The organism is Henriciella mobilis, assembly GCF_003576315.1.
GTDB classification, from domain to species: Bacteria; Pseudomonadota; Alphaproteobacteria; order Caulobacterales; family Hyphomonadaceae; genus Henriciella; species Henriciella mobilis.
The window spans coordinates 27,675-51,421 of sequence record NZ_QWFZ01000016.1 but is presented as its reverse complement, the minus strand read 5'-3'; the positions used below and the strand labels follow the sequence as shown (position 1 = coordinate 51,421).

Below are 23,747 nucleotides of genomic sequence, written 5' to 3'. Positions count from 1 at the left end.
GCATATGACCGAAGACCGCGATCCCGAACGCAACCGCTTTTCCGCGCGCCTGATGCGAACCGCGCAGGTGGGCGGCAACCTGTCCGGCGCAGGCCTGAGCTTTGCGGCCAACCGGCTTTTTGGCGGCGACGATAGCCAGAACCGCAATGCGAAGGCCCTGGCTGCGGCGCTCGGCAAGACCAAGGGCCCGTTGATGAAGGTCGCGCAGATCCTGTCGACCATTCCCGATTTCCTGCCGTCCGAATATGCCGATGAGCTCTCGCAGCTGCAGGCCCACGCGCCGGCCATGGGCTGGCCGTTCGTCAAGCGCCGCATGCGCGCCGAACTCGGGCCGGGCTGGCAGGACAGGTTCGCCGAGTTCGGCAAGGAGGCTGCTCATGCCGCCTCGCTCGGCCAGGTCCACCGTGCGCGCCTGCATGATGACCGCGAGGTCGCCTGCAAGCTGCAATATCCCGACATGTCCAGCGCGGTTGAAAGCGATGTCGCCCAGCTGAGAAACCTGCTCGGCCTCTTCAAGCGCATGGATGGCTCGATCGACGCCGAGGAGATCATCGAGGAAATCGGTGACCGGCTGCGCGAGGAACTCGACTATGAGCGTGAACGCAAGGCCATGTCGCTGTATCGCGAAATGCTGGAGCCGAAGGACTTCGTGCACATTCCTGAACCCGTTGCAGAGCTGTCCACCGACCGCCTCCTGACCATGGAATGGGTCACCGGCGAACGCCTGGTCGACTATCAGGACGCCTCTCAGGACGTCCGCAACGGAATTGCCGAGCGCCTGTTCTGGACCTGGTGGCTGCCGGTGAACTCCTATGCCGTCATCCATGGTGACCCGCATCTCGGCAATTACCAGGTGCGCGATGGCGGGGCTGGGCTCAACCTCCTCGACTTTGGTTGCATCCGCATCTTCCCGCCGAACTTTGTCGGTGGTGTCGTCGATCTCTACCGCGCCATGCTGGCCGAGGATTTCGATGCGACCTATGCGGCCTATGAGAAGTGGGGCTTCCGCAATCTCAACAAGGACCTGGTCGAGATCCTGAACATCTGGGCGGGCTTCATCTATGGTCCACTGCTTGAAGACCGGGTGCGGACTGTCGCCGATGGGGTCGCACCGGGCGAGTATGGCCGCAAGCAGGCCTTCGAGGTGCGCAAGCGGCTGAAGGAAAAGGGGCCGGTCCGGATTCCGCGTGAGTTCGTCTTCCTCGACCGGGCCGCTATCGGCCTCGGTGCAGCCTATCTGCGCCTTGGGGCAGAGCTGAACTTCCACCGCCTCTTCGAAGAAAGCCTGGAAGGCTTTTCCGAAGCGGCCGTCGCAGACCGCCAGCGGCAAGCCCTGCAGCGTGCCGGTCTGGCGGAGGTAGAAGCCTAGTTCATTTCGTACCGGATCGGGATCGATTTCGGTCCGCTGACGAAATTTGCCTTCACGCGGGTCGGCTTGCCCGCCAGTTCCACGGATTTAAGACGCGGGAGCAATTCTTCCCAGAGAATCCGCATTTCCATCCGGCCGAGATGCTGGCCGAGACAGACATGCGCGCCATACCCGAAAGCGACGTGCTTGTTCGGTGAGCGGTCGATCCTGAAGCTGTAGGGGTCGTCGAATACGTCCTCGTCGCGATTGCCCGACGGGTAGGCCAGGAACAGCCAGTCTCCCTTCCTGATCTTCTTGCCGTGAACCTCCGTGTCGTCGGTGGCGGTGCGCATGAAGTGCTTCACCGGTGTTTCCCATCGGATGGATTCTTCCACCATGGACGGGATCAGCGACAGGTCTTCCTTGAGCCTGCGGAACTGGTCCTGGTTCTCGGCAAGGGCCCAGAGCGCCCCGGCAGTGGTGTTGGACGTCGTGTCATGGCCGGCCGTTGCGGCGATGATGTAATAGCTCATGGCTTCGAGGTGGCCGAGCGGCTTGCCATAGACTTCGCCGTTCGCGATGACGCTGGCGAGGTCTTCGCGCGGGTTCCGGCGGCGGTCCTCGGTCATTTCCATGAAGTAGGTGAAGAAGTCCGCGACCGTGGCCTGGATGTTGGCGAGGCCGGTATCGGCATCTGAGATTTCCTGCCCGGATCGGTTCACCTCCGGGTCCTGCGCGCCGAACAGTTCCTGCGTCAGCTTCAGCATGCGCGGCTCATCAATTTCCGGCACGCCGAGTACTTCCATGATGACGTGCAGCGGATAGAGGAAGGCCACATCGCGGGCAAAATCGCACTCGCCGTTTTTGTCCGCCATCTTGTCGATGAAGCCGCGGGCAATCTCGCGAATCCGGTCTTCCAGCTTGCGCAAATTCTGCGGCATGAACCAGGCCTGCGTCAGGCGGCGATACTGCATGTGGTCCGGATTATCCATCTGCACCAGCGAGCGCAGGAGGTTGGGTGAGCCACCCATCATCTCGCGGACCTTCTTGTCGGTCTCGATATTGGTCAGCGTCGCCGAGCGGTCCTCATTGTGGAAGAGGTCGTTCTGGCGCTCGATGGCCTGGATGTCGGCATGTTTGCTGACGACCCAGAACGGATCAAATCCTTCTATTTCAGCCACATCGAGCGGGGCATTCTTTCTCAGCCAGGCAAAGGCTTCGTGCGAACGGTCCCAGTCGGCATAGGCCTTCGGGTCGACCACGGATTCGGCGATATGGGCAGGTATTGTCATTTGATCCCTCCGGAGATGTGCGCAGCTGGCGGCGCCTCTGACAGGGTCACTAACACATACTTGCTATACAGCCAACAAATATGTTAGCAGTGAGCATGGCTGAATCGAGCACCTTCACCCGTAAACATGATGGCCGGCCCACCCAGGCAGAGCGGCGTGAGCGGTCTGAACAGGAATTGCTGGAAGCCACATTGCGCGTGGTTTCCGGGCAGGGTGTGTCCGCGGCGACATTCGACACGATCGGAAAGGAGGCCGGTTATTCGCGCGGCCTCGTCACGCAGCGTTTCGGGTCAAAGGATGGCCTGATCCGCGCTTTGATCGCGCACCTCCATACCTGGCAGCAAGCGGCACTCGACCGCGACCGGGTGGACAGTATGGACGGTCTCTCCGCGCTTTGTGCCTTCGTCGACCTTCACTGCCAGGTTCTCGACGGTCATGAAGAGGTCACCGCCTATTACATGTTGCTTTCGGCCGCCGTCGCGGACCAGCTCGAAACGCGCGAGGCTTTTGCCGACGAGCACGAGATCGAGCGGGTCCTGATCCGCCAGATCATCGAAAGGGGGCAGGCGGACGGTAGCATCAGGGCCGATGCCGACGCGGACGCCGCCGCCCTGATGACGGGTTGTTCCCTGATTGGCATTCGCATGCAGAGCCTGATCGATCCGAACACCGATATCGCGCCGATCAGGGACGAATTGATCCGCTCGCTGCGGGCGCGACTTTCACTGGACTAAGGAGAGGGCCATGGCCGAGGAAGCCTTCAAGACGTGGCAATGCCGAACGTGTGGCTACATCTATGATGAAGCCGAGGGTGACGAAAGCGAAGGGCTCGCCCCGGGGACGCGCTGGCGCGACATACCGGAGGACTGGGTATGCCCGCTTTGCGGAACGCCCAAATCCGATTTTGACATGATCGAGATGTAGAGCGCTTTCAGCAGGAAGCGCTTTCCAAAGCCGGTCTCGTTGGATAAGCCGGACCGCATGGAATCCGGTCCCTACAACACGCCCATGGCGCTGCACCGCGAGCCGTTCAGTGCGGTCTTCTGGGTCCTCTGCGCTCCCTTTCTCATTCCCGTCGCCGGGTCCGCGCTGATCGTCCTGGCGTGGCCGGGCTATTTCGATGTGATCCAGAACAAGTCCGCCGGCCGCGAGGCCATCGGCCAGGTCTGGATGGCGCTGGCCGGGATCCAGATCATCTATTTCGGCCTGCTCAGCCTGTGGAGCGAACATGTCGGCGCCGGTGCCTTTGCCGGCCAGATGCGAGCGTCGCAGAACTGGATCATTGCAGCCATCCTGCTGGGGCCTGTCGTGCTGCTGGCGCCGCAATTCCTCATCGCGGCTTTTTTTGGCGGCGCTGAGGGGTGGCAGTATAGCGGGGACGTGAACGAGACGCTTTTCGCACCGGAAAACTGGGGCGCGTCCTACCTCGTTTATGTTCTCCTGCTCGCGCCGTTTATCGAGGAAGTGACTTTCAGGGGTGTCGCCATGGGGGCGCTGCTGGTACGCGGCGTGCCGCCTGTCATGAGCATGGCGATTTCAAGCGCAGCCTTCACCTTCATCCATCTGCAATACTCGGTCGCGGCGCTGGTGGTGGTTTTCATTGCGGGGATGGGGTTTGCCTGGCTGCGGCTGAAAAGCGGAACGATCCTGGTGCCGATCCTGGCTCACATCTCGGCCAACGGTTTCATAACCTTCCTGGCCAGCCTGGCACCGCCATCGACCTGAACCAGGGTCGCGCGCAGCCTTTTCGCCGGGGCAGGGCTTGCCGGTTCCGTGCACCTCCGGCAAATCCCGTCGCCTGATGACTGACGATTTTACAAAATCCCAGAGTTTCGACGTTCCCGACGGATTCGAACTCCTGCCCTGGCACCGGGGCTTTGGCCGGCAGGTCGGCCCGCTTTTCCAGAAGCGCGATGGAACGGATGTGACGCGCGGCTTCCGGGTCGAGGAACACCATACCAATGGCATGATGAATGCGCACGGTGGCATGCTGATGACCTTCGCAGACATGGCCTGGGGCTCGGCCATCGAAAATGATGAGAGCACCTGGTGGGTGACGGTCCGCCTGCTTTGCGACTTCCTGTCCGGCGCGAAGCTAGGAGACTGGGTCGAGGGCGCAGGCAAAGTCGTCGGTGAGGTTGATGGCATCTACACGGTTGAAGGCCGGATCTGGGCGGGTGAGCGCACACTCCTGACCGGGACGGGCGTCTTCAAGGTCATCGAGCGCCGCCCGGGCGGGGTAGCCTGATGCGAAACCCTTCCGACGACACGGCGCCAGTCCGCACGCGTTCAGCGCCCAGTGAGGCAGATTTCCTGCTGAAACCCTATAGCGGGGCCCGCCCTGCCGCGCCGGACTGGTTCAGGCGGGCCCTGGCTGCGCCTGTCCGTACCGGCGAGACCACAGTCGATGGCGCGGTGATCCGATGGCGTCAGTGGGGCGATCCGTCGAAACCAGGCCTGTTGCTGGCGCACGGCAATGGCGCCCACGCCCACTGGTGGGACTTCATCGCGCCTTTTCTGGCCGAGGACTGGAACGTTGTCGCGCCGGACTTCTCGGGCATGGGCGACAGCGACTGGCGCGAATCCTATACCTTCTCGACATTCGCCAATGAGCAGGTTGCGGTCAGCGAGGCGGCCGGCCTGTTCGACCATGCCCGCAAGCCCATCATCGTCGCGCACAGCTTTGGCGGTTTTGTTGCCATGACGGCGGCCATTCGGCACGGAGACCGCTTCGCCGGTGCTGTTGTCGTGGACACTCATATCGAGCCTCCGGGCAGTGACCGGCCGCGCCCGCCGCAGCGCCGCAATCCAAACCCGGTTTATCCTGATGTCACCGCTGCGCTCGCCCGGTTCAGGCTTGCGCCGCCGCAGCCCTGCGCCAACCATTTCGTTGTCGACTATATCGCCCGCCACAGCCTGCGAGAGGCAACGGCCGACGATGGCACAAACGGTGTGACCTGGAAGTTCGACCCCTTCATCTTCTCGAAACTGATCGCGGAATGGGACAAGATGGACCTGACGCGGCTCGACACGAAATGTCCGATCGCCTTCATGCGCGGCGAACTCTCGGAGCTGGTCCCGCCTGCGGCGGCCGCCAGTATGCAGGCAATCCAGGACCCGCCCATCCCGATGATCACAATTCCGGATGCCTACCACCATGTGATGCTCGACCAGCCGCTTGCCTTTATATCGGCGGTGCGCGGCCTACTGGCCGGATGGCCGCACGATTAGGGAAAAGCCGTTTGCAAGCGGGGCCGCTGCGCCCTAAACACCCGCCCCATGATCGAAATCCTCCCAGAAACGCCGGACATTCACGCCGAAGCGATTGAAGACCTGTTCGACCGCACCTTCGGTCCTGGCCACTTTGCCAAGACGGCTGAGCGGTTGCGTGAGTATTCTGCCTCGATACCTGAGGTGAACCGCGTGGCCGTGGTCGACAATCTCGTTGTCGGGGTCTGCCGTGTCTGGCCGCTGTTGGTCGGCGAGCGCCGCGACCGGGCGCTGTTCTACGGACCGGTGGCCGTGTCTCCGGCCTGGCGGGGGGCGAGTCTGGGCCTGCAGGTCACCGAGGCGGCGATGGAGGCCGGTAAGGCAGCCGGCTGGCCAGCGGCGGTGCTGATTGGCGCGCCGGAATACTTCGGCCGGATTGGTTTTACCGTCACGCCCAGAAACCGGCTCACTTTCCCCGGCCCGCAAGACCAGTCGCGTGTCATGGTCTGCGATCTCGCCGGCGACGCCAGTGCGCTCGAAGGCCTGGTAACGGCTCCCTAAAGACCGTCAAAATCTGTATTACGGTTCTCGTCCAGCCACTTGCGAAGAGCCTGCAGCGGCTGGAGTAGTGCTTCAGCCTGCGCCCGATCGAGCGCCCCTGTAACGTCCCGGAAAAGCGGGGCGGCCGCGGCGACACCATCCTCGCGCGCCGTCTTCCCCGCTTCTGTAAGGTAGACGCGCTTCGAGCGGCCATCCTTCGGATCTGGCTCGGTGCGGATAAAGCCTTTGGATTCAAGGCGTGAAAGCGTCGATGTCATTGTTCCGCGTGTGACCTGAAAGGCGGCAGCCAGCCGCGCCGGTGTCTGTCCATCACCCAGTCGCACGCAATGATTTAGCACGCCGAACTGCGCCGCGGTCAGGCCATGCGGCAGGGCCTTCTCGAAGGCCGAGGACGACAGCTGGCTGATGATGCCGATCTCGTTGAACAACTGGAAATAGAGCGCCTCTGTGGGCGTGGAGTCCGTCGGCGTTCCTGAAGTGTCAGACAAGATGAGCGTCCAGTCCTCGTCGCGGTGTTGGCATGATCTTCGGGCCATAGCCAATCCGCACCAGCATCTGCAAGCGTTCGCCACCGCCGACAAGGTCATGGACCTCACGGTACAGCTCAGCCATTTCTGGATATTCCTGCAGGGACTGGCTCCAGGGGTGGATGCCAATGCCAAGTTCGGTGGCTTTCAGGTTGAGCCTCGCATAGGCGCGCCCCGCATTGATCTGGTCCTGACGCGTCGCGTTGGAATTGCTGATCCAGGCAAAGCCGCGCGCAGACATCGCCATGGCGCGGTACATGTCCAGGCCCTGACGGAAAGCGCTTGATGACGGATCGGCCAACGTCTTGCGATTGACCAGGCCGAGCAGCCTGCCGGCCGCGATCATTGGTCCTTCCAGCTCGATACCGTCCGGACTGTTTGTGACTTCCTTCGCACCGATGCGCATAAGGTCGAGTGATTCCTGGTAGGTATAGTCAGTCATAACTTCCACCTGATGCGCTCGCCATGTCAGGTCCCGCAACTTTACTGCCAGGAGGTCATTGCCGATACAGCCAGCTGTCTGGCCATAAACGGCGCCAGCCGCTACCAGCGCATTGCGCTTGTCGGTATCAACGTCCCTGTTTTCATAGACTTCCTTGTTGGACCTGCGGGCGAGGATGTGCGCAAAGAGCGGATCTGGCCTGGCTCGTCCGGCGTGGAAGGTCACGCGCGCCACGGGGCGGCGGTCGAGTGCCTGCAGGTCGCTTCCATCAGGAAAGGCTGTGATTTCCGTCCTGTAACCGTCTTCTGCCGCTGCGATGGACAGCAGTTCAAGAAAAGCGCCGCAGCCAATCGTGATCTGGCGATCGTATGGATCGGTCGCCGGAAGGCGCCGTTCCGGATCATGGTAGAGTGTAAGCGCGTCTTTTCCATCGAGCGAGACCTGCCATGGCTGCAGATTGTGCGGATTGGGCGCGAGCAAGGCGTACGAAAGTGCTCGCTTGCGATAGGACTCGTACAGGCCTGCCTGCCGCCATGGTTCGCGCGCGGCCCTTGACGGCCCATTCATTGCGACGAAAGTGCCCACGCTGCCTGCGGCCAGCACGGTTCCGCCTCCAACCAGTTTCAGCACACCTCGCCGCGAAACCATGACAATCTCCATTTAGTTTGATATCAAGCGAATATTGTATGATATCAAACTAGTCAAGCTCAGTTCAGTGCGTAACGCGTGGTTCGGGCGCTATGGAGGGTCGTGAACACAATCGCTTGACACATTTCGATAATTCAACGATATTAGAAATGTGAGAGTTGAAACAGCTATTTCGGGATTGTCAGCGCTGGCCCAGGAGGGACGGCTTGCCGTGTTCCGCCGACTGGTCAAAGCCGGCAAATCCGGGCTTGCGGCCGGGGCAATCGCTGACGCCGTTGGCGTTCCCGCCAATACGCTGTCGGCCCAGCTCAACATCCTGTCTCAGGCGGGACTACTCGAGAAGCGCCGTGACGGCCGGTCAATCATCTACTCGGTGAATTTCGAGGCTGTCAGCGACCTGATCGTCTGGCTGATGGAGGACTGCTGCGCCGGTGATGCGGCCATTGCCGGACCGGTCGAGCAGGCTGCCAGTCGATGCTGCTTCCCCACGAATTTCCAAGGAGCCCCACAATGAAACGCCTTCACGTCCATATCGCCGTTGACGACCTCGCGCAGGCGACGCGCTTCTACTCGACGCTGTTTGCGGCCGAACCGGCGGTCAGCAAGCCGGACTATGCCAAATGGATGCTCGACGATCCGCGCCTGAACCTTGCGATCAGCCAGCGCGGGGCCAAGGCCGGGGTCGAGCATCTGGGCATCCAGGTCGAGGACGATGCCGAACTCGCAGAGGTCTATCAGCGCCTCGCCGATGCCGATGCGCCCGTTTTCGAGGAAGGCGAGACCACGTGCTGCTATGCCAACTCCAACAAGAGCTGGATCAGCGATCCGGCCGGTGTCCCCTGGGAGGTTTTCCTCACACATGGCGACGCGGCGACCTATGGCGGCGGAGACGAGGCGGAGGGCGGACGCCTGTCCCAGACGCCGACCGGAATGCCGAAAAGCGCCTGCTGCGGGGCTTGATCGAAAATGGGGGCCTTTGAACGTTTCCTGTCGCTATGGGTAGCGCTGGCGATTGCCGCCGGTATCGCGCTCGGCCAGCTTCTGCCCGGCGTCTTCGGCGCCCTGGCCGGTTTCGAATATGCCAGCGTGAACCTCGCCGTCGCGGTGCTCATCTGGGCCATGGTCTGGCCGATGATGATCGGCGTCGACTTCTCCAGCCTCCGGCGCGTCGGCGAAAAGCCGAAAGGGCTTCTCATCACGCTGGCCGTCAACTGGCTGATCAAGCCTTTTACCATGGCGGCGCTGGGGGTCCTGTTCTTCCGCTACGTCTTCGCCGGATTCATCCCGCCAGCCGAGGCGGAAGGCTATCTGGCAGGGCTCATCCTGCTCGGCGCGGCGCCCTGTACCGCCATGGTTTTCGTCTGGTCACAGCTGACGCGCGGCGACCCGAACTACACGCTTGTCCAGGTCAGTCTCAACGATGCGATCATGGTCCTCGCCTTCGCGCCGATTGTCGCTTTCCTGCTGGGCGTGACGGACATTGCGGTGCCGTGGGAGACGCTGATCCTGTCGGTCGTGCTCTATGTCGTGGTGCCGCTGATCGCCGGGGTCGTGACCCGCTCGCTGCTGATCCAGCGGGGCGGGCAGGCGGCGGTGGACGGCTTCATGGCGCGGGTCAAACCGGCTTCGGTCGCCGGCCTGCTGGTGACCGTGATCCTTCTGTTTGGCTTCCAGGGCGATGTGATCCTGTCGCGCCCGCTGGTGATCGCGATGATCGCCGTGCCGATCCTCCTGCAGTCCTACGGCATCTTTGCCCTGGCCTATGGCGCCGCGATGGCGCTGCGGGTGCCGCACAATATCGCCGCGCCCTGCGCCCTGATCGGCACCTCCAACTTCTTCGAACTGGCCGTCGCCGTGGCGATCAGCCTCTACGGGCTGAACTCGGCCGCCGCGCTCGCGACCGTTGTCGGCGTGCTGGTCGAGGTGCCGGTGATGCTGTCACTGGTGGCGCTCGCCAACCGGACGAAGGCGCGGTTTCCCGCTTCGGCCTGACAGGGCGGGCGTCCCGCCCCAGCACGTGCGGCCGCTCGATCCCGGGGACCAGCGGCGGTGTGATTGGGTTCGGAAAGGGCAGCGTCAGGGCGGGGCGCGCACGCGGGTGCCAGACAGTACGAAGACAGTCTGATGGCGGTACGGAAACAGTACAATTCCGGTCCGATTCCAGCCTGGCTGGATCTCGCCCGCAAAAGCCGGCGCATCGAGCGGCAGGCGGGCCCAGGGCGCGGCGTCAAACCCGGCCGGCAGCTCGCCCCGGGCCGCGCGCTCGGCGGCGCTCGCATCCATGTACGAGACCCGGATGACGCCGTTCTTCTCAAGATGCCACATGAAGCCCTTGCGCCCCTCGGCGCGGGCGAGCGCGGCGGTCGCCTCAAGCCGGGCGAGGTAATGCCACAGCACCGGCCAATACCAGACCGGCACGAAAAGGTGGCATCTGAGGATCATCCGCCCATCGAGCATGACGGAGAGGATAGGGCCGGTTCAGGGGGAGGGGGAAAGTCGGGGAGAACCCCTGGACCCATATCAACCCAGAGAAGCAATTAACTTCTGGATTCTCGTCAGCTTTTCACCTTCGCCATTGCGAAGCCCTTCGTCTTCGCCCCTGAGCATGGCCAGCGTGTCGAACTCCCATTGCCGCAGCAGGGTGATCTTTTCGGCATCCGACAGCCAGGAGACCTGAGCCACGGCTTCCGGCGTGGCCAGCGCTTTTGCATCCGCGCCGATATCGTGGATATGGATGTCGCGCGCACCGGCGGCTTTAAGAATGTCCGTCGCCGTGCGCTCATCCTCCGGTGTCCATGTGCGGACCCAGAGCAGGATGCCGCCATGTTCGAGCTGGGTGTCGATGAAGTCCACGTGCTGCTTGTCCACAAACCGGGCAAGGACAGCCCCCACGGCGGCGCCAGCGCCCATGCCGGCCGCGACCGCAGCAAGCGTTATCGCCAGCGGTCCGCCGGCCACGGCCGCCATGCCGGCAGCGGTCACGCCGAATATGTACATCGGGATACCAATCAGCGCGCCTTCCGCATCGCCAAGGGTTTCCCTCGAGATAAAGGCCACCGAGGGCGCTGCCGGATCGTCTTCAAGCTCTTCAACCCGCCGATAGGCATGGCCGAGCTTTTCCTCGATGGCCTTCTGGCCCGCCAGCAGGCTCAGCTCGCCCCGATCAAAACCGGACGACAACAGGGTGTCGATGGCTTGCTCCAGTCTCTTCTCGCTGTCGAAGACGCCAACGGCTTCCTTCAGTTCGTGTCCCGCTTTCATGGCCCATTTCCTCCTGTTCCGGGTCCGGCTCGTCCTGGGTGCAGTTAAACCGGCGCGGCCGGGGCTGGAAATAGGGAGATACGCCTATGTCCGCCCGCCGCACCGGGCTGGCAACCGGAGGCATTCGAAGCGACTTTCGACGGCCGCGTGACTGCCAAGGAGCGTGAAAGCGGGCGAGGGGAGCTGGGTCAGGGGAGGGGATGGAGGGGGGAATTCGTGATCGAAATCTGTCCGCCTTGGGCGCAGAACCAGTTTAGTCTTCCAGACTGAAACATGGTTTCGCTCTTGCCTTGGCTCGAACCATTCGGATAACGCTACCTCATGGAAGAACCTCAAGACTTCGAAACCCGGTTCAGTGAGGTTTTTCAGCCCCTCTTCCTCTGGGGCGTTGGTGCCTTTGAGCTGACCCTTGTCATCTACACGCTGTATATGGAATTCGTGACGGGCACGGGCCCGTCATTGCTTTCGACGGTCTTGCCTTTGAGTGTCGTCATCGCGGTCGTCTGGGCCATCCTGGCCGTACTGATCACGCTCGCCTTTATTGGACTGAAGAACCGCGCCAGTCGCGCAAGGCACTGATTGCTTTTGCGAAAATCCTTTTACAACCGCGCTTGACCAGATCCCGCTGCCCTGACCCCGCTCCCGCAATTAGCGAGAGGGAAAGGCGCGAAGCTGGGCCCAGCACGTAGAGACGGCATCTGGAGACCATCAAGCCATCTAGTAGCTTGGGAAGAACGGGGCGTGAGTTGAGGGCGACAGTGCTGATGGCCTAATGTAATGCGTAGGACGCAATGGCAGGTTTCTCCCTCCGCATTTCTCAGGCAGTATTGTGCCACGTTAAGTCTGAGAATGTAGGAATTCTTCGTGGCCCAATTGTTAGATGAATACGACTTTAGACTGTCATCAGATGGGTGTGGCCACTTACACTACCTAATCGACTTTGACGGTTCCCCAACCCCGCACGATATAGAACTGGATTTGTACGACTGTCCTGCCTTATCAGTCGATTTGAAGAATGATCACATAGTACTGCACGCAAGAGATATTGCGGCTGGCCCACCTCTCGTCCATCTAAATTTTCGCTATAGAAAAATTAGACAGCTTATACTCGAAGGCTTTGGTACTGCGGCCATTCGAGACGAGGAGTCGGCGCTGCGTTTCGTTGAATCTGAGTTGCCAAGCCAGTTTAGGCAAAGCCTAAGAGACGGACTTGGTTTAGAACACCAGTACACTTCTTTGGTCGAGGAAATTGAAGATGGTTGCAGCGCGCACCGAATGATTGTTTCAAGGAACAGACCTTCTCAACTCGACAGCAAAATTAATGCTCTTGTGCTATCGGAGCGAGACTTCCAAGAAGTATGTCGGCAAATCGACGATCTTCGTTATCGGTCAAAGCAGAAACTTTACTCCGACCAACGCAATGCAGTTTACAATCACTTTGCACCGTTTTTGGCGCGACAAGATAAGCCTCGACAACTATCCAAAGCTCGCGTCATTCAAGATATCGAATCAGTATTTGAGAATGAACCAATAGAGGCAACATCAAAGCTCGCAGGCTTCATTGGCAGCTCGGCAAATACGCTAATCGACCGGATTCCGGAACGAATAAAAGTAATTAGAGAACGGGTCGAATTAGCCTTCTTGGATGCATTCATCGAGAAATTTGAAAATCGCATCACGGAAAACTTGCCGGAGGCTGACTGGCAGAAATTCTTCATCGATAATCCGATTGCACTTTCCTCGATGTTCAATAGTTCCGTACTGATGATAAGTGACAGACCATTTGTTGGTGGAACCGACATCGAGGGTAGAGGCGGAAAAAAGTCTGACTTTTTATTCAAAAATTATCTAACCGGGAATCTTAGCTTCATTGAAATCAAGACGCCTCAAAAGGAAGTTGTCAGTGCGCGCGACGATTACAGCAACGGAATGTATCCCGCCCATAGCGATCTTTCATTGGCGGTCAGCCAAGTGATCGACCAGCGAAATAAGTTTCAAGATGAGTTCGCTACGCTTTTCTTGAAATCTCCGGACAAGCAACTCACAAGCTATGCGATCCGATGTTACGCTGTAATCGGCACGGTTCCACTTGAGGACGATCGGAAAAAAAGTTTTGAACATGTGCGCGACAATTTTAAACACGTCACAGTGGTTACGTTTGATGAGTTGCTGTCGCGGTTGAAGCAGCTGCGGCAAATTCTTGCTGATGTCGTTTGAGTGTCGAGAGCAACTACCGCCCCTCACGCCGCCAGGCCAGCAGCAGGAAGGCCACAATCGCCAGCGCCGCGAGCAGCCCCGGCAGGAGCGGCAGGCTGGTGGAGCTTCGCACGGCATAGGCGCCGCGTTCCCTGAGGCCGAGCCAGTTGCCGCCTTCGGCATCGGCGCCGCGGCCGACGCGGCGGATGTCGGGGATGCGGTCGCCGGGGCGGTCCAGGGTCCAGACGCCGCCGCCGGTCAGGCTGGCGAGCGGTTCAAGCACCTCGCCGGTCGCCTCCAGCGCAGCATATTCCTTCGGATTGGCGGGGCCATTCAGCGTCACGGCCTCAAGCCCGCCCGAGCGCGCCCGGAAGAGACCGAGCCGGTCAATCGGCGCCTCGGCGACAAACTCGCCCGGCCCGGCGGCCTGCCAGGTGGGCTCCATGATCGAGCCGTCCGGTGTCTCGATCGAGAGCGGCGGGGCATTGTCCGACAGGGTGCGCAGCGTCGCGCGCAGCGTGTCGCCCTGGGCTTCGAGGCGCAGCTGGCGCTCTTCCAGTTCCGGCTCCTTCATCAGCCAGTGCACCATGCGGCGGATCAGCTCGGCGAAGGGTCCGCCGCCATCATGGCCGCGCGCCCAGAGCCAGATCTGGCCTGAGAGCAGCTGCGCGACCCGGCCTTCGCCAACCCGGTCGACGACCAGCAGCGGGTCGCCATCGCGCGCCGTCATCAGCACGTCGCCGGCCTCGGCGGTCGCCTTGATATAGCGCACCCAGCCGCCCCAGCTCTGCCCGTCCAGGGACTGGGTCACGGTGTGGCGCTTGCCCGTGTCGGAGAGTTCCGGCGTGAAGGCGCCGACCTCGATCGTGCCGGTCGGGAGCGCGGGCAGCACCCCGGCGAGCGGCGTGTTGGCGAGGCTGGCCGGGCCGGCAAAGTCCTCGCCGGCCGCGATCAGCAGCGCCCCGCCATCGGCGACATAGCGCGCCATATTGGCGAGGTAGCTCATCGTGATGACGGTGCGCCGCTCATACTGGTCGAAGATGATGAGGTCGAACTCATTGAGCTTGCCCTCGAACAGTTCCTCGGTCGGGAAGGCGATGAGCGCCATTTCCTCAAGCGGAGTGATGTCCTGCTTGAAGGGGGGCCTGAGGATGGTGAAGTGGACGAGATCGACCGACGGGTCGGATTTCAACAGGTCGCGCCAGACCCGGCCCGCAGCGTTCGGCTTGCCGGTGATCAGCAGCACGCGCAGCCGGTCGCGCACGCCTGAGAGGGTCGCGGCGGTGCGGTTGTTGGCGAGCGTCAGCTCCTGCTCGCCGGCCGGCGTCTCGACCACGACGATATTGTCGCCGCGCCGCTCGATCTCGATAGGCAGCGGCGTGTCCTCGCCGGTTGCGACCGTCATGCGCCGGGGCAGGCCGCCATTTACCGAAACGGTGACGGTTGCCGTTTGCGAGACCGGATCGTCGACACGCACCAGGAATTGCGCTTCCTCTCCGACGATGCCGAAATCGGGCGACTGGACGAGCGAGATCCGGCGGTCTCCGCTGTCGGGGTCGCCGGTGATGAGGGCATGGACGGGGCCGAGTTCGCCGAGGCGGGCCATGTCCTCGGGCACGTCGTGGACCTGGCCATCGGTGATCAGCACCGCCCCGGCGATCCGGTCGCGCGGGACGTCCGCCATCAGGCCTTCGAGGGCACCGATGAGGTTGGTGCCGTCGGTGCGGCTGTCGGTCTCGATGATCCGGACTTCAAGCGAAGCGTCCGCGTCCATTTCCGTCAGGAGCTGCTCGCGCACGGTCTCGGCGATCTGCGTGCGCTGGCCGAAGCTCATGCTTTCGGAGCCATCGACAACCACCGCGGCGACCGAGGGCAGCGGCTCGCGCTCCTCGCGGACATAGGCGGGATTGGCCAGGGCGGCAGCGAGGGCCGTCAGGGCAGCAGCGCGTGTCAGCCAGGCCCGGCCGCGCCAGCGCAGATAGGCGAGATAGGCCAGCGCGCACAGGACGAGCAGCGCGAACAGGACCGGCCAGCCGAGCAGCGGGTCGAGGCTTATGCGTCCAGCTTCGGTCAGTTGGGACCTCCGTCGGGCGAGGGCGGAATATTGTTGAAGTCAAACTGGTCGGGTGAGGGCGTGTCCCCCGTGCCCTCGCCGAGGCGTTCGAGCAAGGCAGGCAGGTGGACCTGGTCTTCCTTGTAGTTGCCGGTCAGCACATACATGATCAGATTGACGCCGAAGCGGCGCGCCATTTCGCGTTGCTCATCCCCGCCATCGACGGAGTAGACCGGCCGGCCGCGTTCATCCACGGCCCAGGCGGCGAGATAGTCCGCATCGCCTATGATCAGCCGCGAAACGCCATCGCCGCGCCGCTCGGTCTTCTCGCCAACGCCGGAAGATTCGATCCACAGGCGGCGGTCCTGGTAGCGGCCGGGGAAGCTGTCGAGCAGGTAGAAGCTGCGGGTCAGTACGTGGTCCTGCGGCACGGGCGCGAGCGGCGGCGTGTCGAGGCCCGGCAGGACGCGGTCGAGGTCGTCGAAGCTGTCACCGCTTGCCATGTCACCGCCATTGCGCGTGTCGATCACCAGCGCGCCGCCATTGCGCAGATAGGCGTTCAGCCGCTCGACGGCGAGTGAGCTCAGCGGCGTGGCATTGTCCGGCAGGCCGAGGAAGATCACGGGGTAGACGTCCAGCGCATCGGTTTCCGGATCGACGGCATGCGGCTCGGCCGGCTCGACCGAGGTGCGCCGGTAGAGGATGAGCGAGATGCCGCGCAGGCCATTGCGCGTGGCGTCATCGACCGCTGTGTCGCCCGTCTCGATATAGGCAAGGCGCATTTCCAGCGCCGCTTCGGTCGCCTTGTCGATCTCGCCGGTGACGTTCATGTCGACGCCATAGCCGGGGCTGGTGCGGTAGCTGTAGGGGCTGGGATTGAGGTCGAATTGCTGGGCCTGCGCCTCTGGCTCCATCACGCCGCTTGCCGGCAGGAGGACCAGTCCGGCAAAGGCGGCCATGGCGGCCCGGTTGAAGAAGGGCAGGCGCCCGGCAATCGCGAGGGCGATGATGAGGTCGATGGCGAGCAGCAGGCCTGCCAGCCCGAGCAGAGGCCCGGCAAGGCGCATGGATTTCGCTTCCGCGTCGCCCAGCAGGCGGACCCCGGCGGGCCAGTCGGTCATCAGCTCGGCCTCATAGTCCGCCGCAGCATTGATCGCGCGCGTTCCGGAGGGCCCGCGATAAAGGCCGGGTGGATGGGTCTCCGACGGCACGATCCCGGAAAAGTCGCTGGCGGCGACCGGGGTTGCATTGGAGTCGGGCGAGACAAGCCGCCCATAGCCGTTGAGGACAATGTCGGGCGAGTAGGTGCCGTCGCCATCATTGACGGCCTCGCCCCGGCCAGCGGCGATGGCGCGGCGGAGCATTTCGACGAAGGTGCCGGAGTAAGGCAGGTCCGACCAGTCCGGCCCGGCGGTAACGTGGAAGAGGATCAGCATACCCTGGCCGCGCGGTGCGGCGGTCACCAGCGGTGAGCCGTCGGTGAGGCGCGCCCATGTGCGATTGGCGAGCTCCGGGTCCGGCCGGGCGAGCACCTGCTGGCGCACCTTTATGTCGGCCGGGGCCTTCAGGCCGATGAAGGGAGAGGTGTCAGGAAAGCCGCCAATCGATTGCGGTTCCTCCCAGGTCAGCGCCCCGCCAATAGCCCTTGAGGCTCTCCGCAGCGGCGTCGGCACCAGCGTGTCAGTGTGCGTGGCCATGCGTGGGCCGGCAAAGCGGATCAGCGCGCCGCCCTTTTGCACCCATTCCTCGACACTGGTTTCAAGGTCGGGCGCCAGCTGGCCGATATCGGTCATGATGATGGCGTCGGGATTGGCAGCGATCAGGTCTGCCAGCTCGCCTTCGGTGATCGTGGCGAACGGCTCCAGCGCCTTGCGGACATAGTGCATGTCCGAAAGCAGCGGCTGGGCGGTTGCATCGCCGGAGACAAGGCCGACGCGGCGCGAGCGGGCCGCCGAATCCCAGAGCCAGACACTGCCGGCGCCTTCCGATCCGGTAATGGTGAACCGCGCGATCCGGGCGAGCGCGGCCGCCGGGATATCGAAGACGGCGGTGGCTTCGGCCTCGCCATCTGCAAAGCTGGCCTCGGAGGTTGCGAGCGCCGCGCCATCGAGGGTGAGGGCCGAGACATAACGGTCCGCCGTACCGTCCGGATTGGCGCGGGTCACCACGACATTCGCGCCCTCGGCATCTGACGAGAGGCCGGTAATCGCAGACGGGCCACGCGGCGGGGCGGCATAAACGGTCAGCGGCGCCATGGCGGCGAGCGCCCGTGCAAAGGGTTCGGCGGTCTGCGGGTCGAGCCCGTCCGTCACCCAGAAGATACGTCCTGGCTCGACGCCGGAGGCTTCAAGCCGCTCCAGCGCGTCTTCGCGGTCAACGCCCCAGGCCACCGGGTCGAGCGAGTTTACGCGCTGCGGCAGCTCGGTCTTGGACAGCCGCTCGGCCGGGTCGGCATTCAGCGATTTCGGGGCGGTCAGCAGCAAGTGGCCCGCCGTGTTGCGGCCTTCACCGTCGAGCGCGCCAGCGGCCGCAGAGCGGATCTCGCTCCAGCGGGCCGCACTGGTCCAGCCATTGTCGACAACAATCAGAACCGGTCCGGCCGCTTCGCCCTCGGGGCTTGCGCCGGGTGCATAGACGGGCTGGGAGAGGCCGATGATTACAGCGGCGGCGGCAACAAGGCGCAGCAGCAGGATCCACCATGGCGTGCGCGCCGGGGTCTCGTCGCGCGGGGTGACGTCGTCGAGCAGGCGCAGCGAGGGTAGGGCCGCTTCCTGCGGGGCGGGCGGTGTCGCGCGCAGCACCCACCAGACCACCGGCAGGGCGATCAGGCCCAGCAGCGCCAGCGGTGCGCCGAACAGGAACGGGCCGAGCATCATAGCCGCGCACCGAACAGTTCGAGCGCCTGTTTGAGATCGGAGGCGCAGCGCTGCAGCGGCGTGCCTGTCGAATGCCGGATGAGCTGCCAGCCCATCCCGGCGGCCAGCGCTTCAAGAGCCTCGAAGTGCGCCTTGTAGCGGGCGAGATAGTCCTCACGGATCGACTCGGTGCGGCCAAAAATCCGGGACAGCGAGGCGCCGGGCCGGGAAAAGCGCACGCGGCCCTTCCACGGGAAGGCTTCCTCGATCGGGTCGCGCACAGCGATCAGGACGCCTTCCTTCGACTTTGCCGCCAATGGGGCCAGCCGGTCGCGCCAGACGTCGATCGGGTCGTAGAAGTCACTCGCGATGACGAAGATGGACTGGTAGCGCGGCGGCGGCGGGAAAGCCTCGCCATTGCCCAAGGTCAGGTCCTCGGCGAGCTTGTCGACAGCGGCCTTGCCGAAGCTGGGCGCACGGCTGCCGGCCAGCGCGCCGATGCGTTCGCCGGCCTTGGACAGGATGAGGCCGGCGGCGAGCATGCAGACCCGCGCGGCATCGGCCTTGTGCAGGCGGGTCGGCTCGCCTGACCAGTCGAAGCCCTGATGCGGATCGCTCCAGAAGAGGACCGTTCGCGAGGTTTCCAGTTCGGACTCGCGCACATAGAGGTCGTCACCGCGTGCAGAGCGGCGCCAGTCGATCCGCTGGGCAGCGTCTTCATGCGCATAATGACGGTACTGCCAGAACTGTTCGCCGGTCCCGGCCCGCTTGCGGCCAGCTGCGCCGAGATGGGCCGCGTCGGCGGCGCGGGCATTGAGACCCACACCCGGCAGGGCGCGGGCGAGGGCCTCGGCTTCGGCGCGCAGGGTGGCGGCATCCATCATGGCGCCAGCCTTCCGGCGCAGTTGAGCGCCCGGCTGACATGGTCCCGCCAGGCTTCCGGCGCGTCTGCGGCAGCCGAGAGGGCTGAGAGCTTCTCCTGCTCGCTGAGGCCGGCTTCGGCATCTATACCCTCGAGAAAGGCGACCGCCCGGGGCGCCTCTTCAGCAAACTGGGCCGCGCTGATGGAAAGGCCCTCTTCCTGTGCCCAGACATGCAGCAGGCGGTGATCGGCGTCTTCCAGCTGGCGGCGCGCCGCCGAGCGTTCTTCATAAGTCATGACCGGCCCGGCCACCTGCACGGCGAGGGTCGCCCGCTGGATCGTGCGGTGGCACTGGGCCAGGGCCTGCGCGTCCACGCCGTCATCGCCGCGTGCACAGCCCTGCAGCGCGCTTGCGCCTGCGAGGCCGATGCCGGCGAGCATGCAAGTGGAACGCAGCGCGAAGCTCATCTTCAGACAGCGGCCTTTGCGAGATCTCCAATCAGGTCGCGCAGCGGCGGGGCTTGTCCGGTCGGGTCATAGCGCATCGCCATACGGTGTCCGAGGCAGGGTTCGGCCAGTGCCTCGACGTCTTCCAGAGATGGCGCAAGGCGTCCACGCAGCAGGGCGCGGGCGCGGCAGGCCAGCATCAGCGCCTGACCGGCGCGCGGGCTCGGCCCCCAGTCGACGAAGCGTTTCACGCGCTCGTCGGATGTCTGTTCGGGCCGGGCCTCGCGAATGGTTGCAAGGATGGCTGCGAGCACTTTTTCCCCGACCGGCATCTGGCGCACCAGCGCCTGGAGTTTCTGCAATTCTTCTCCGGAAAGGGCCGCCTCGACCTCGGCCTCGTTCGCGCCGGTCGTCTCGATCAGGATTTTCCGCTCGGTGTCGATATCGGGATAGGTGACGTCGATCTTCAGCAGGAAACGGTCGAGCTGGGCTTCAGGCAGCGGATAGGTGCCTTCCTGCTCGATCGGGTTCTGGGTGGCGAGGACATGGAACGGGGCGGGCAGGTCGTAGCGCACGCCGGCGACGGTGACATGGCGCTCCTGCATGGCCTGCAGCAGGGCTGACTGTGTGCGCGGGCTGGCGCGGTTGATTTCGTCGGCCATCAGCAGCTGGGTAAAGATCGGGCCCTTGATGAAGCGGAAGCTGCGCTCGCCGCTGGCGGTTTCGTCCAGCACTTCGGAGCCGAGAATGTCCGATGGCATCAGGTCCGGCGTGAACTGTATGCGGGCTTCATCGAGGCCGAGCGCGGTGCCCATCGCCTCGACGAGGCGTGTCTTGGCAAGGCCCGGCGCGCCGATCAGCAGGGCATGCCCGCCGGCCAGGATGGCGGACAGCGCCAGCTCGATCACCCGGTCCTGTCCGAACACCGCCTTGGCGATCTCTTCCTTCACCTTCGCAAGCGTTTCGCTCGCGGCTTCTGCGTCTTGTACGATGGCCTGATTATCGTCTGCCATAAGGTCTCCGTCTTCACTCCCGCCTACAACAGACCTAGGTCTGGGGTCGATACTTCATTCTTTGGCCTGTCACTCCGACAAAAGAATTGAATATGGACCCTAGGCAAAATGATGGCGGAGCGCGACGTGAAATCCAATCAGAACACTGCAATCAGTCTCGAAGAGCTGCTGAAACAGATCGCACCCGATCCGTCCGGGCGGAAATTGCCTCCCGTGGACAAGTGGAATCCGGAGCGGTCGGCCGATATCGACATGGAAATCCGGGCCGATGGCAGCTGGTGGCATGAAGGCTCGCGAATCAACCGCAAGAAGCTTGTCCGCCTGTTCTCGACCATCCTGCGCCGCGATGAGGATGGCTCGTACTGGCTGGTGACGCCGTATGAGAAAGTCGTCGTGCATGTCGAGGACGCGCCTTTTGTCGCAGTGCGGGTCGACCGGGCCGAGGAGGAAGGCACGGGCCAGAGCCTCGCCTTCAGCACCAATCTCGGCGATATCGCCGTAGCCGGCCCGGACCACCCGATCCGCATCGAAACAGACGGGGAGACAGGCGAACCGGCGCCATACATCCACATAAGAGGCCGGCTGGAGGCCAAGCTGTCACGGCCTGTCTTCTATGAACTGGCCGGGCTGGCCGAACCGGACCCGGACGGCGGCGAGATGCTGGGCGTCTGGTCAAAAGGGGTTTTCTTTCCGCTCGGCCCGGCTGAATAGACGCCCATGTCCTTTGTCGATCTCGATGACTTTCTTGCGCGTGCGCGCCTGCGCCTCGACCCGGTCGAGGGCCGCGAGCGCCTGCCTGAAGGTGGCGACATCGAGTTCCTGGATGCATCCGCCATCGAGAATATCCGCCCGGCGGCGGTGCTCGTGCCGATCATTCCCCGGCCTGGCGGGCCCACAGCCCTGCTCACCCACCGCCCCGACACGATGCCAACCCATCCCGGTCAGGTGGCTTTTCCGGGTGGCAAGGTCGACCCGGCCGATGCCGACGAAATCGAGGCCGCGCTGCGTGAGGCCGAGGAGGAGGTCGGCGTCGATCCGTCGACCGTGCAGTTGATTGCGCGCGGATCGCCCTATCTCACAGGGACAGCCTTCCGGATCGTGCCCGTGATCGGCGTCCTGCCAGCGGATTTCGAGCCGAAGCCGGATCCGACAGAGGTGGCCGATGTCTTCGAAACCCCGCTTTCCTTCCTGATGAGCGCGCGCAACCATCACAAGCGGTCCGCCGACTGGGGCGGGCAGACCCGGCACTATTTCGAGATGCCGTATGAGGGCCACCGGATATGGGGCGTGACGGCAGGGATCATACGCGCTTTATATGAACGGCTGTACGAGTCGGAGGAGGAAACCGAGGCGTGACTTACAGGCTGATATTCGAACTGGTCATTTTCCTGTCGCCCTTCGCGGCTTTCGGGCTCTGGCGGCTGGCCACGCAGGAAGCGATTGAGGAGGGCCGCAAGCCCTGGCCGATTGCGGTGCTGTTCGGTGTCGGGGCGTTCCTGGCGATCGCGGCCTGGGTTGTCCTTATCTTCATGGACCGGGGCGGTCGCGAGATGTGCTACGAGCCGCGACGGCTGGTCGATGGGAAGATGGTCGGCGGGCAGGAAGTGCCGTGCGAGAAGATCAAGAACGACCTTGGCCGTCCGGCAAGCCGCGACCCGGGCGGGCAGGCGCACGGTCTTGGCGAAACAGATCCGGCAGGCCCGAATATCCCGGCCGGGCCGGTAGAAGAGCGCCCGGAAGGCGATCCGCCGGCCTCGGATACGCTACCTGACAATTCCGAATTGCCAGAATGATCTCCATTTCTGGACAGGACTGGCTGACCGATCCGAGAACCCTCGCCGTCATGGCTGCGCTTGAGGCTGTCCGGCCGGGCGGGGCGCGATTTGTCGGCGGCTGCGTGCGCAATGCGATCATGGACCGGCCCGTCGACGATATCGACATTGCCACCCAGATCGAGCCCGAGAGCGTCATCAAGGCGCTGGAGGCGGCGGGCATCCGCGCCATACCGACCGGGATCGACCATGGCACGATCACGGCGGTCATCGATGGCAAGCCGTTCGAGATCACCACGCTGCGCCGCGATGTCGAGACGGACGGGCGCCGCGCTGTCGTCGCCTTCACCGAGGACTGGGCCGAGGATGCCGGGCGGCGCGACTTCCGCCTCAATGCGCTTTATGCCGACCGCGACGGGACGGTGCACGACCCGGTCGGCGGTGGGATCGAGGATGCCGAGGCAGGCCGCGTCATCTTCATCGGCGATGCGGACATGCGCCTGCGTGAGGATTTCCTGCGCATCCTGCGCTTCTTCCGCTTCAATGCCTGGTATGGCGCCGGCATCGACGCGGACGGCCTGGCCGCCTGCGCGCGCCAGAAAGAGGGCCTGAAGAAGATCGCCGCTGAGCGAATCTGGAAGGAGCTGCACAAGCTGCTCGCCGCGCCCGACCCGACAGAGGCGGTCACCGCGATGCAGGATAGCGGCGTGCTGGCGATCTTCCTGCCGGAAGCCGAAACGCTGGACGGGCTGCACGATTTGCGCGTCAGCCAGACGCTGGCTGGCGTGCAGGCCGACCCGATGCTGCGCCTGATGGCGTTGATCCATCGCAGCGCCAATTCGGTGCTGGCGGTGTCGAAACGCCTGCGCCTGTCGAATGCGGAGGCCAACCGGCTGACCATGTGGGCCGCCGACAACCTGCCCGATGTGTCAGGCATGAACGGGCGCCAGCTGAGGCAGGCGCTCTACTGGCATGGCAAGCAGGCCGTCGTCGACCGGGCGCTGACCTCGGGCCGGGATGTGCGCGACCTGCTGTTTGCGGTGCGTGCCTGGAAGCGGCCGGAGTTTCCCGTCGGCGGGGACGACGCACTGGCCGCCGGCCTCAAGGGTCCGGAAATCGGACAGGCTTTGCGCAAACTCGAAGAGTGGTGGATGGCCGAGGACTTCCAGCCAGGCCGCGATCAGCTGCTGGAGCGGCTGGGCAAGTTGAGCTGATTGCTCGTTAAAGATGAGCGTGTTATAACTTTTGTTCTAACTCAAG

General features: G+C 63.5%; 26 protein-coding genes. 16 read left to right on the top strand and 10 right to left on the bottom strand.

What is annotated here, in order from left to right; genetic code table 11:
- The first annotated feature begins 4 nt into the window (after positions 1–4).
- A complete protein-coding gene (locus D1227_RS08885) occupies positions 5–1,369 on the top strand; it encodes an ABC1 kinase family protein (protein ID WP_119404557.1) in 1,365 nt (454 codons plus the stop codon).
- On the opposite strand, the gene D1227_RS08880 is transcribed toward D1227_RS08885, so the two are convergent.
- Entirely contained in the window at positions 1,366–2,640 is a 1,275-nt protein-coding gene (locus D1227_RS08880) for a cytochrome P450 (protein WP_119404556.1), read from the bottom strand. The genes D1227_RS08885 and D1227_RS08880 overlap by 4 nt on opposite strands.
- A 95-nt stretch (positions 2,641–2,735) precedes the next feature.
- Between D1227_RS08880 and D1227_RS08875 the strand changes: the two genes are divergently transcribed.
- From D1227_RS08875 to D1227_RS08850, 6 genes are all read left to right on the top strand, one after another.
- On the top strand, positions 2,736–3,374 hold the full coding sequence (locus tag D1227_RS08875) for a TetR/AcrR family transcriptional regulator (RefSeq protein ID WP_119377392.1): 639 nt from the start codon (positions 2,736–2,738) through the stop codon (positions 3,372–3,374).
- 10 nt (positions 3,375–3,384) lie between these two features.
- Entirely contained in the window at positions 3,385–3,564 is a 180-nt protein-coding gene (locus D1227_RS08870) for a rubredoxin (protein ID WP_119377391.1), read from the top strand.
- Positions 3,565–3,603: 39 nt separating this feature from the next.
- Positions 3,604–4,365 (top strand): CPBP family intramembrane glutamic endopeptidase, encoded by a 762-nt coding sequence (locus tag D1227_RS08865; RefSeq protein WP_119455273.1) that lies wholly within the window; start codon positions 3,604–3,606, stop codon positions 4,363–4,365.
- 76 nt (positions 4,366–4,441) lie between these two features.
- Positions 4,442–4,888, top strand: a complete 447-nt coding sequence (locus tag D1227_RS08860) for a PaaI family thioesterase (RefSeq protein WP_119377389.1) — start codon at positions 4,442–4,444, stop codon at positions 4,886–4,888.
- Positions 4,888–5,871 (top strand): alpha/beta fold hydrolase, encoded by a 984-nt coding sequence (locus D1227_RS08855; protein ID WP_119404554.1) that lies wholly within the window; start codon positions 4,888–4,890, stop codon positions 5,869–5,871. Before D1227_RS08860 ends, D1227_RS08855 begins: the two co-directional genes overlap by 1 nt.
- A 48-nt stretch (positions 5,872–5,919) precedes the next feature.
- Positions 5,920–6,411 (top strand): GNAT family N-acetyltransferase, encoded by a 492-nt coding sequence (locus tag D1227_RS08850; protein WP_119377387.1) that lies wholly within the window; start codon positions 5,920–5,922, stop codon positions 6,409–6,411.
- Here the strand turns inward: D1227_RS08850 and D1227_RS08845 are convergent.
- Both D1227_RS08845 and D1227_RS08840 read right to left on the bottom strand, forming a co-directional pair.
- A complete protein-coding gene (locus D1227_RS08845; RefSeq protein ID WP_233350091.1) occupies positions 6,408–6,899 on the bottom strand; it encodes a MarR family winged helix-turn-helix transcriptional regulator in 492 nt (163 codons plus the stop codon). The two genes, D1227_RS08850 and D1227_RS08845, sit on opposite strands and share 4 nt — an antisense overlap.
- Entirely contained in the window at positions 6,892–8,028 is a 1,137-nt protein-coding gene (locus D1227_RS08840; protein WP_147373291.1) for an Acg family FMN-binding oxidoreductase, read from the bottom strand. Before D1227_RS08840 ends, D1227_RS08845 begins: the two co-directional genes overlap by 8 nt.
- A gap of 151 nt (positions 8,029–8,179) precedes the next feature.
- Here D1227_RS08840 and D1227_RS08835 point away from each other — a divergent pair, with 151 nt between their 5' ends.
- Genes D1227_RS08835 through arsB form a run of 3 tightly spaced genes read left to right on the top strand, consistent with a single transcriptional unit; the run spans position 8,180 to position 10,020 of the window.
- Positions 8,180–8,542 (top strand): ArsR/SmtB family transcription factor, encoded by a 363-nt coding sequence (locus tag D1227_RS08835; protein WP_119377384.1) that lies wholly within the window; start codon positions 8,180–8,182, stop codon positions 8,540–8,542.
- Positions 8,539–8,988 (top strand): ArsI/CadI family heavy metal resistance metalloenzyme, encoded by a 450-nt coding sequence (locus D1227_RS08830; protein ID WP_119377383.1) that lies wholly within the window; start codon positions 8,539–8,541, stop codon positions 8,986–8,988. Before D1227_RS08835 ends, D1227_RS08830 begins: the two co-directional genes overlap by 4 nt.
- Positions 8,989–8,994: 6 nt before the next feature.
- Positions 8,995–10,020, top strand: coding sequence for an ACR3 family arsenite efflux transporter (gene arsB / locus D1227_RS08825; protein WP_119377382.1), 1,026 nt, complete (start codon positions 8,995–8,997; stop codon positions 10,018–10,020).
- A gap of 84 nt (positions 10,021–10,104) precedes the next feature.
- Here the strand turns inward: arsB and D1227_RS08820 are convergent, their stop codons facing one another.
- A complete protein-coding gene (locus D1227_RS08820; protein WP_147372875.1) occupies positions 10,105–10,470 on the bottom strand; it encodes a hypothetical protein in 366 nt (121 codons plus the stop codon).
- 78 nt (positions 10,471–10,548) lie between these two features.
- Positions 10,549–11,289: a hypothetical protein gene (locus D1227_RS08815; protein ID WP_199288224.1), complete on the bottom strand. Its 741-nt coding sequence runs from the start codon at positions 11,287–11,289 to the stop codon at positions 10,549–10,551.
- A 321-nt stretch (positions 11,290–11,610) separates the two neighbouring features.
- Here D1227_RS08815 and D1227_RS08810 point away from each other — a divergent pair, with 321 nt between their 5' ends.
- Together D1227_RS08810 and D1227_RS08805 are read left to right on the top strand one after the other, a co-directional pair.
- Complete coding sequence (locus D1227_RS08810) at positions 11,611–11,868, top strand: hypothetical protein (RefSeq protein WP_119377380.1); 258 nt, start codon at positions 11,611–11,613, stop codon at positions 11,866–11,868.
- 285 nt (positions 11,869–12,153) lie between these two features.
- Entirely contained in the window at positions 12,154–13,506 is a 1,353-nt protein-coding gene (locus D1227_RS08805; RefSeq protein ID WP_119404552.1) for a Shedu anti-phage system protein SduA domain-containing protein, read from the top strand.
- Positions 13,507–13,519: 13 nt separating this feature from the next.
- Here the strand turns inward: D1227_RS08805 and D1227_RS08800 are convergent, their stop codons facing one another.
- From D1227_RS08800 to D1227_RS08780, 5 genes are all read right to left on the bottom strand, one after another.
- Positions 13,520–15,319, bottom strand: a complete 1,800-nt coding sequence (locus tag D1227_RS08800; protein ID WP_233350086.1) for a DUF7408 domain-containing protein — start codon at positions 15,317–15,319, stop codon at positions 13,520–13,522.
- A 236-nt stretch (positions 15,320–15,555) separates the two neighbouring features.
- Positions 15,556–18,414: a DUF4159 domain-containing protein gene (locus D1227_RS08795; RefSeq protein ID WP_119404551.1), complete on the bottom strand. Its 2,859-nt coding sequence runs from the start codon at positions 18,412–18,414 to the stop codon at positions 15,556–15,558.
- Positions 18,411–19,277 carry a DUF58 domain-containing protein gene (locus D1227_RS08790; RefSeq protein ID WP_233350084.1) on the bottom strand — a complete coding sequence of 289 codons (867 nt, stop codon included), beginning with the start codon at positions 19,275–19,277 and terminating at the stop codon, positions 18,411–18,413. Before D1227_RS08790 ends, D1227_RS08795 begins: the two co-directional genes overlap by 4 nt.
- Positions 19,274–19,723 (bottom strand): hypothetical protein, encoded by a 450-nt coding sequence (locus D1227_RS08785; RefSeq protein WP_119404550.1) that lies wholly within the window; start codon positions 19,721–19,723, stop codon positions 19,274–19,276. Before D1227_RS08785 ends, D1227_RS08790 begins: the two co-directional genes overlap by 4 nt.
- A gap of 2 nt (positions 19,724–19,725) precedes the next feature.
- Entirely contained in the window at positions 19,726–20,715 is a 990-nt protein-coding gene (locus D1227_RS08780) for an AAA family ATPase (RefSeq protein WP_119377375.1), read from the bottom strand.
- A gap of 111 nt (positions 20,716–20,826) precedes the next feature.
- On the opposite strand from D1227_RS08780, the gene D1227_RS08775 reads away from it, so the two are divergent.
- From D1227_RS08775 to D1227_RS08760, 4 genes are read left to right on the top strand one after another with little or no spacing between them, the layout of a single operon-like run.
- Positions 20,827–21,426 carry a DUF1285 domain-containing protein gene (locus tag D1227_RS08775; protein WP_119377374.1) on the top strand — a complete coding sequence of 200 codons (600 nt, stop codon included), beginning with the start codon at positions 20,827–20,829 and terminating at the stop codon, positions 21,424–21,426.
- Between the two features lie 6 nt (positions 21,427–21,432).
- The gene (locus tag D1227_RS08770) at positions 21,433–22,071 is read left to right on the top strand and encodes a CoA pyrophosphatase (RefSeq protein WP_119377373.1); all 639 of its coding nucleotides are present in this window, start codon (positions 21,433–21,435) and stop codon (positions 22,069–22,071) included.
- Positions 22,068–22,508, top strand: a complete 441-nt coding sequence (locus tag D1227_RS08765) for a DUF6111 family protein (RefSeq protein WP_119377372.1) — start codon at positions 22,068–22,070, stop codon at positions 22,506–22,508. The genes D1227_RS08770 and D1227_RS08765 overlap by 4 nt, the downstream gene beginning before the upstream one ends.
- On the top strand, positions 22,505–23,701 hold the full coding sequence (locus D1227_RS08760; protein WP_233350080.1) for a CCA tRNA nucleotidyltransferase: 1,197 nt from the start codon (positions 22,505–22,507) through the stop codon (positions 23,699–23,701). The genes D1227_RS08765 and D1227_RS08760 overlap by 4 nt, the downstream gene beginning before the upstream one ends.
- Positions 23,702–23,747 lie beyond the last annotated feature (46 nt).

Coding starts and splice junctions, on each gene's coding strand:
- D1227_RS08885 (WP_119404557.1), top strand. CDS start 5: ATGACCGAAGACCGCGATCCCGAACGCAACCGCTTTTCCGCGCGCCTG.
- D1227_RS08785 (WP_119404550.1), bottom strand. CDS start 19,723: ATGAGCTTCGCGCTGCGTTCCACTTGCATGCTCGCCGGCATCGGCCTC.
- D1227_RS08855 (WP_119404554.1), top strand. CDS start 4,888: ATGCGAAACCCTTCCGACGACACGGCGCCAGTCCGCACGCGTTCAGCG.
- D1227_RS08775 (WP_119377374.1), top strand. CDS start 20,827: ATGGCGGAGCGCGACGTGAAATCCAATCAGAACACTGCAATCAGTCTC.
- D1227_RS08820 (WP_147372875.1), bottom strand. CDS start 10,470: ATGATCCTCAGATGCCACCTTTTCGTGCCGGTCTGGTATTGGCCGGTG.
- arsB (WP_119377382.1), top strand. CDS start 8,995: ATGGGGGCCTTTGAACGTTTCCTGTCGCTATGGGTAGCGCTGGCGATT.
- D1227_RS08870 (WP_119377391.1), top strand. CDS start 3,385: ATGGCCGAGGAAGCCTTCAAGACGTGGCAATGCCGAACGTGTGGCTAC.
- D1227_RS08810 (WP_119377380.1), top strand. CDS start 11,611: ATGGAAGAACCTCAAGACTTCGAAACCCGGTTCAGTGAGGTTTTTCAG.
- D1227_RS08830 (WP_119377383.1), top strand. CDS start 8,539: ATGAAACGCCTTCACGTCCATATCGCCGTTGACGACCTCGCGCAGGCG.
- D1227_RS08815 (WP_199288224.1), bottom strand. CDS start 11,289: ATGAAAGCGGGACACGAACTGAAGGAAGCCGTTGGCGTCTTCGACAGC.
- D1227_RS08840 (WP_147373291.1), bottom strand. CDS start 8,028: ATGGTTTCGCGGCGAGGTGTGCTGAAACTGGTTGGAGGCGGAACCGTG.
- D1227_RS08760 (WP_233350080.1), top strand. CDS start 22,505: ATGATCTCCATTTCTGGACAGGACTGGCTGACCGATCCGAGAACCCTC.
- D1227_RS08800 (WP_233350086.1), bottom strand. CDS start 15,319: ATGAGCTTCGGCCAGCGCACGCAGATCGCCGAGACCGTGCGCGAGCAG.
- D1227_RS08790 (WP_233350084.1), bottom strand. CDS start 19,277: ATGATGGATGCCGCCACCCTGCGCGCCGAAGCCGAGGCCCTCGCCCGC.
- D1227_RS08880 (WP_119404556.1), bottom strand. CDS start 2,640: ATGACAATACCTGCCCATATCGCCGAATCCGTGGTCGACCCGAAGGCC.
- D1227_RS08875 (WP_119377392.1), top strand. CDS start 2,736: ATGGCTGAATCGAGCACCTTCACCCGTAAACATGATGGCCGGCCCACC.
- D1227_RS08770 (WP_119377373.1), top strand. CDS start 21,433: ATGTCCTTTGTCGATCTCGATGACTTTCTTGCGCGTGCGCGCCTGCGC.
- D1227_RS08780 (WP_119377375.1), bottom strand. CDS start 20,715: ATGGCAGACGATAATCAGGCCATCGTACAAGACGCAGAAGCCGCGAGC.
- D1227_RS08860 (WP_119377389.1), top strand. CDS start 4,442: ATGACTGACGATTTTACAAAATCCCAGAGTTTCGACGTTCCCGACGGA.
- D1227_RS08795 (WP_119404551.1), bottom strand. CDS start 18,414: ATGATGCTCGGCCCGTTCCTGTTCGGCGCACCGCTGGCGCTGCTGGGC.
- D1227_RS08850 (WP_119377387.1), top strand. CDS start 5,920: ATGATCGAAATCCTCCCAGAAACGCCGGACATTCACGCCGAAGCGATT.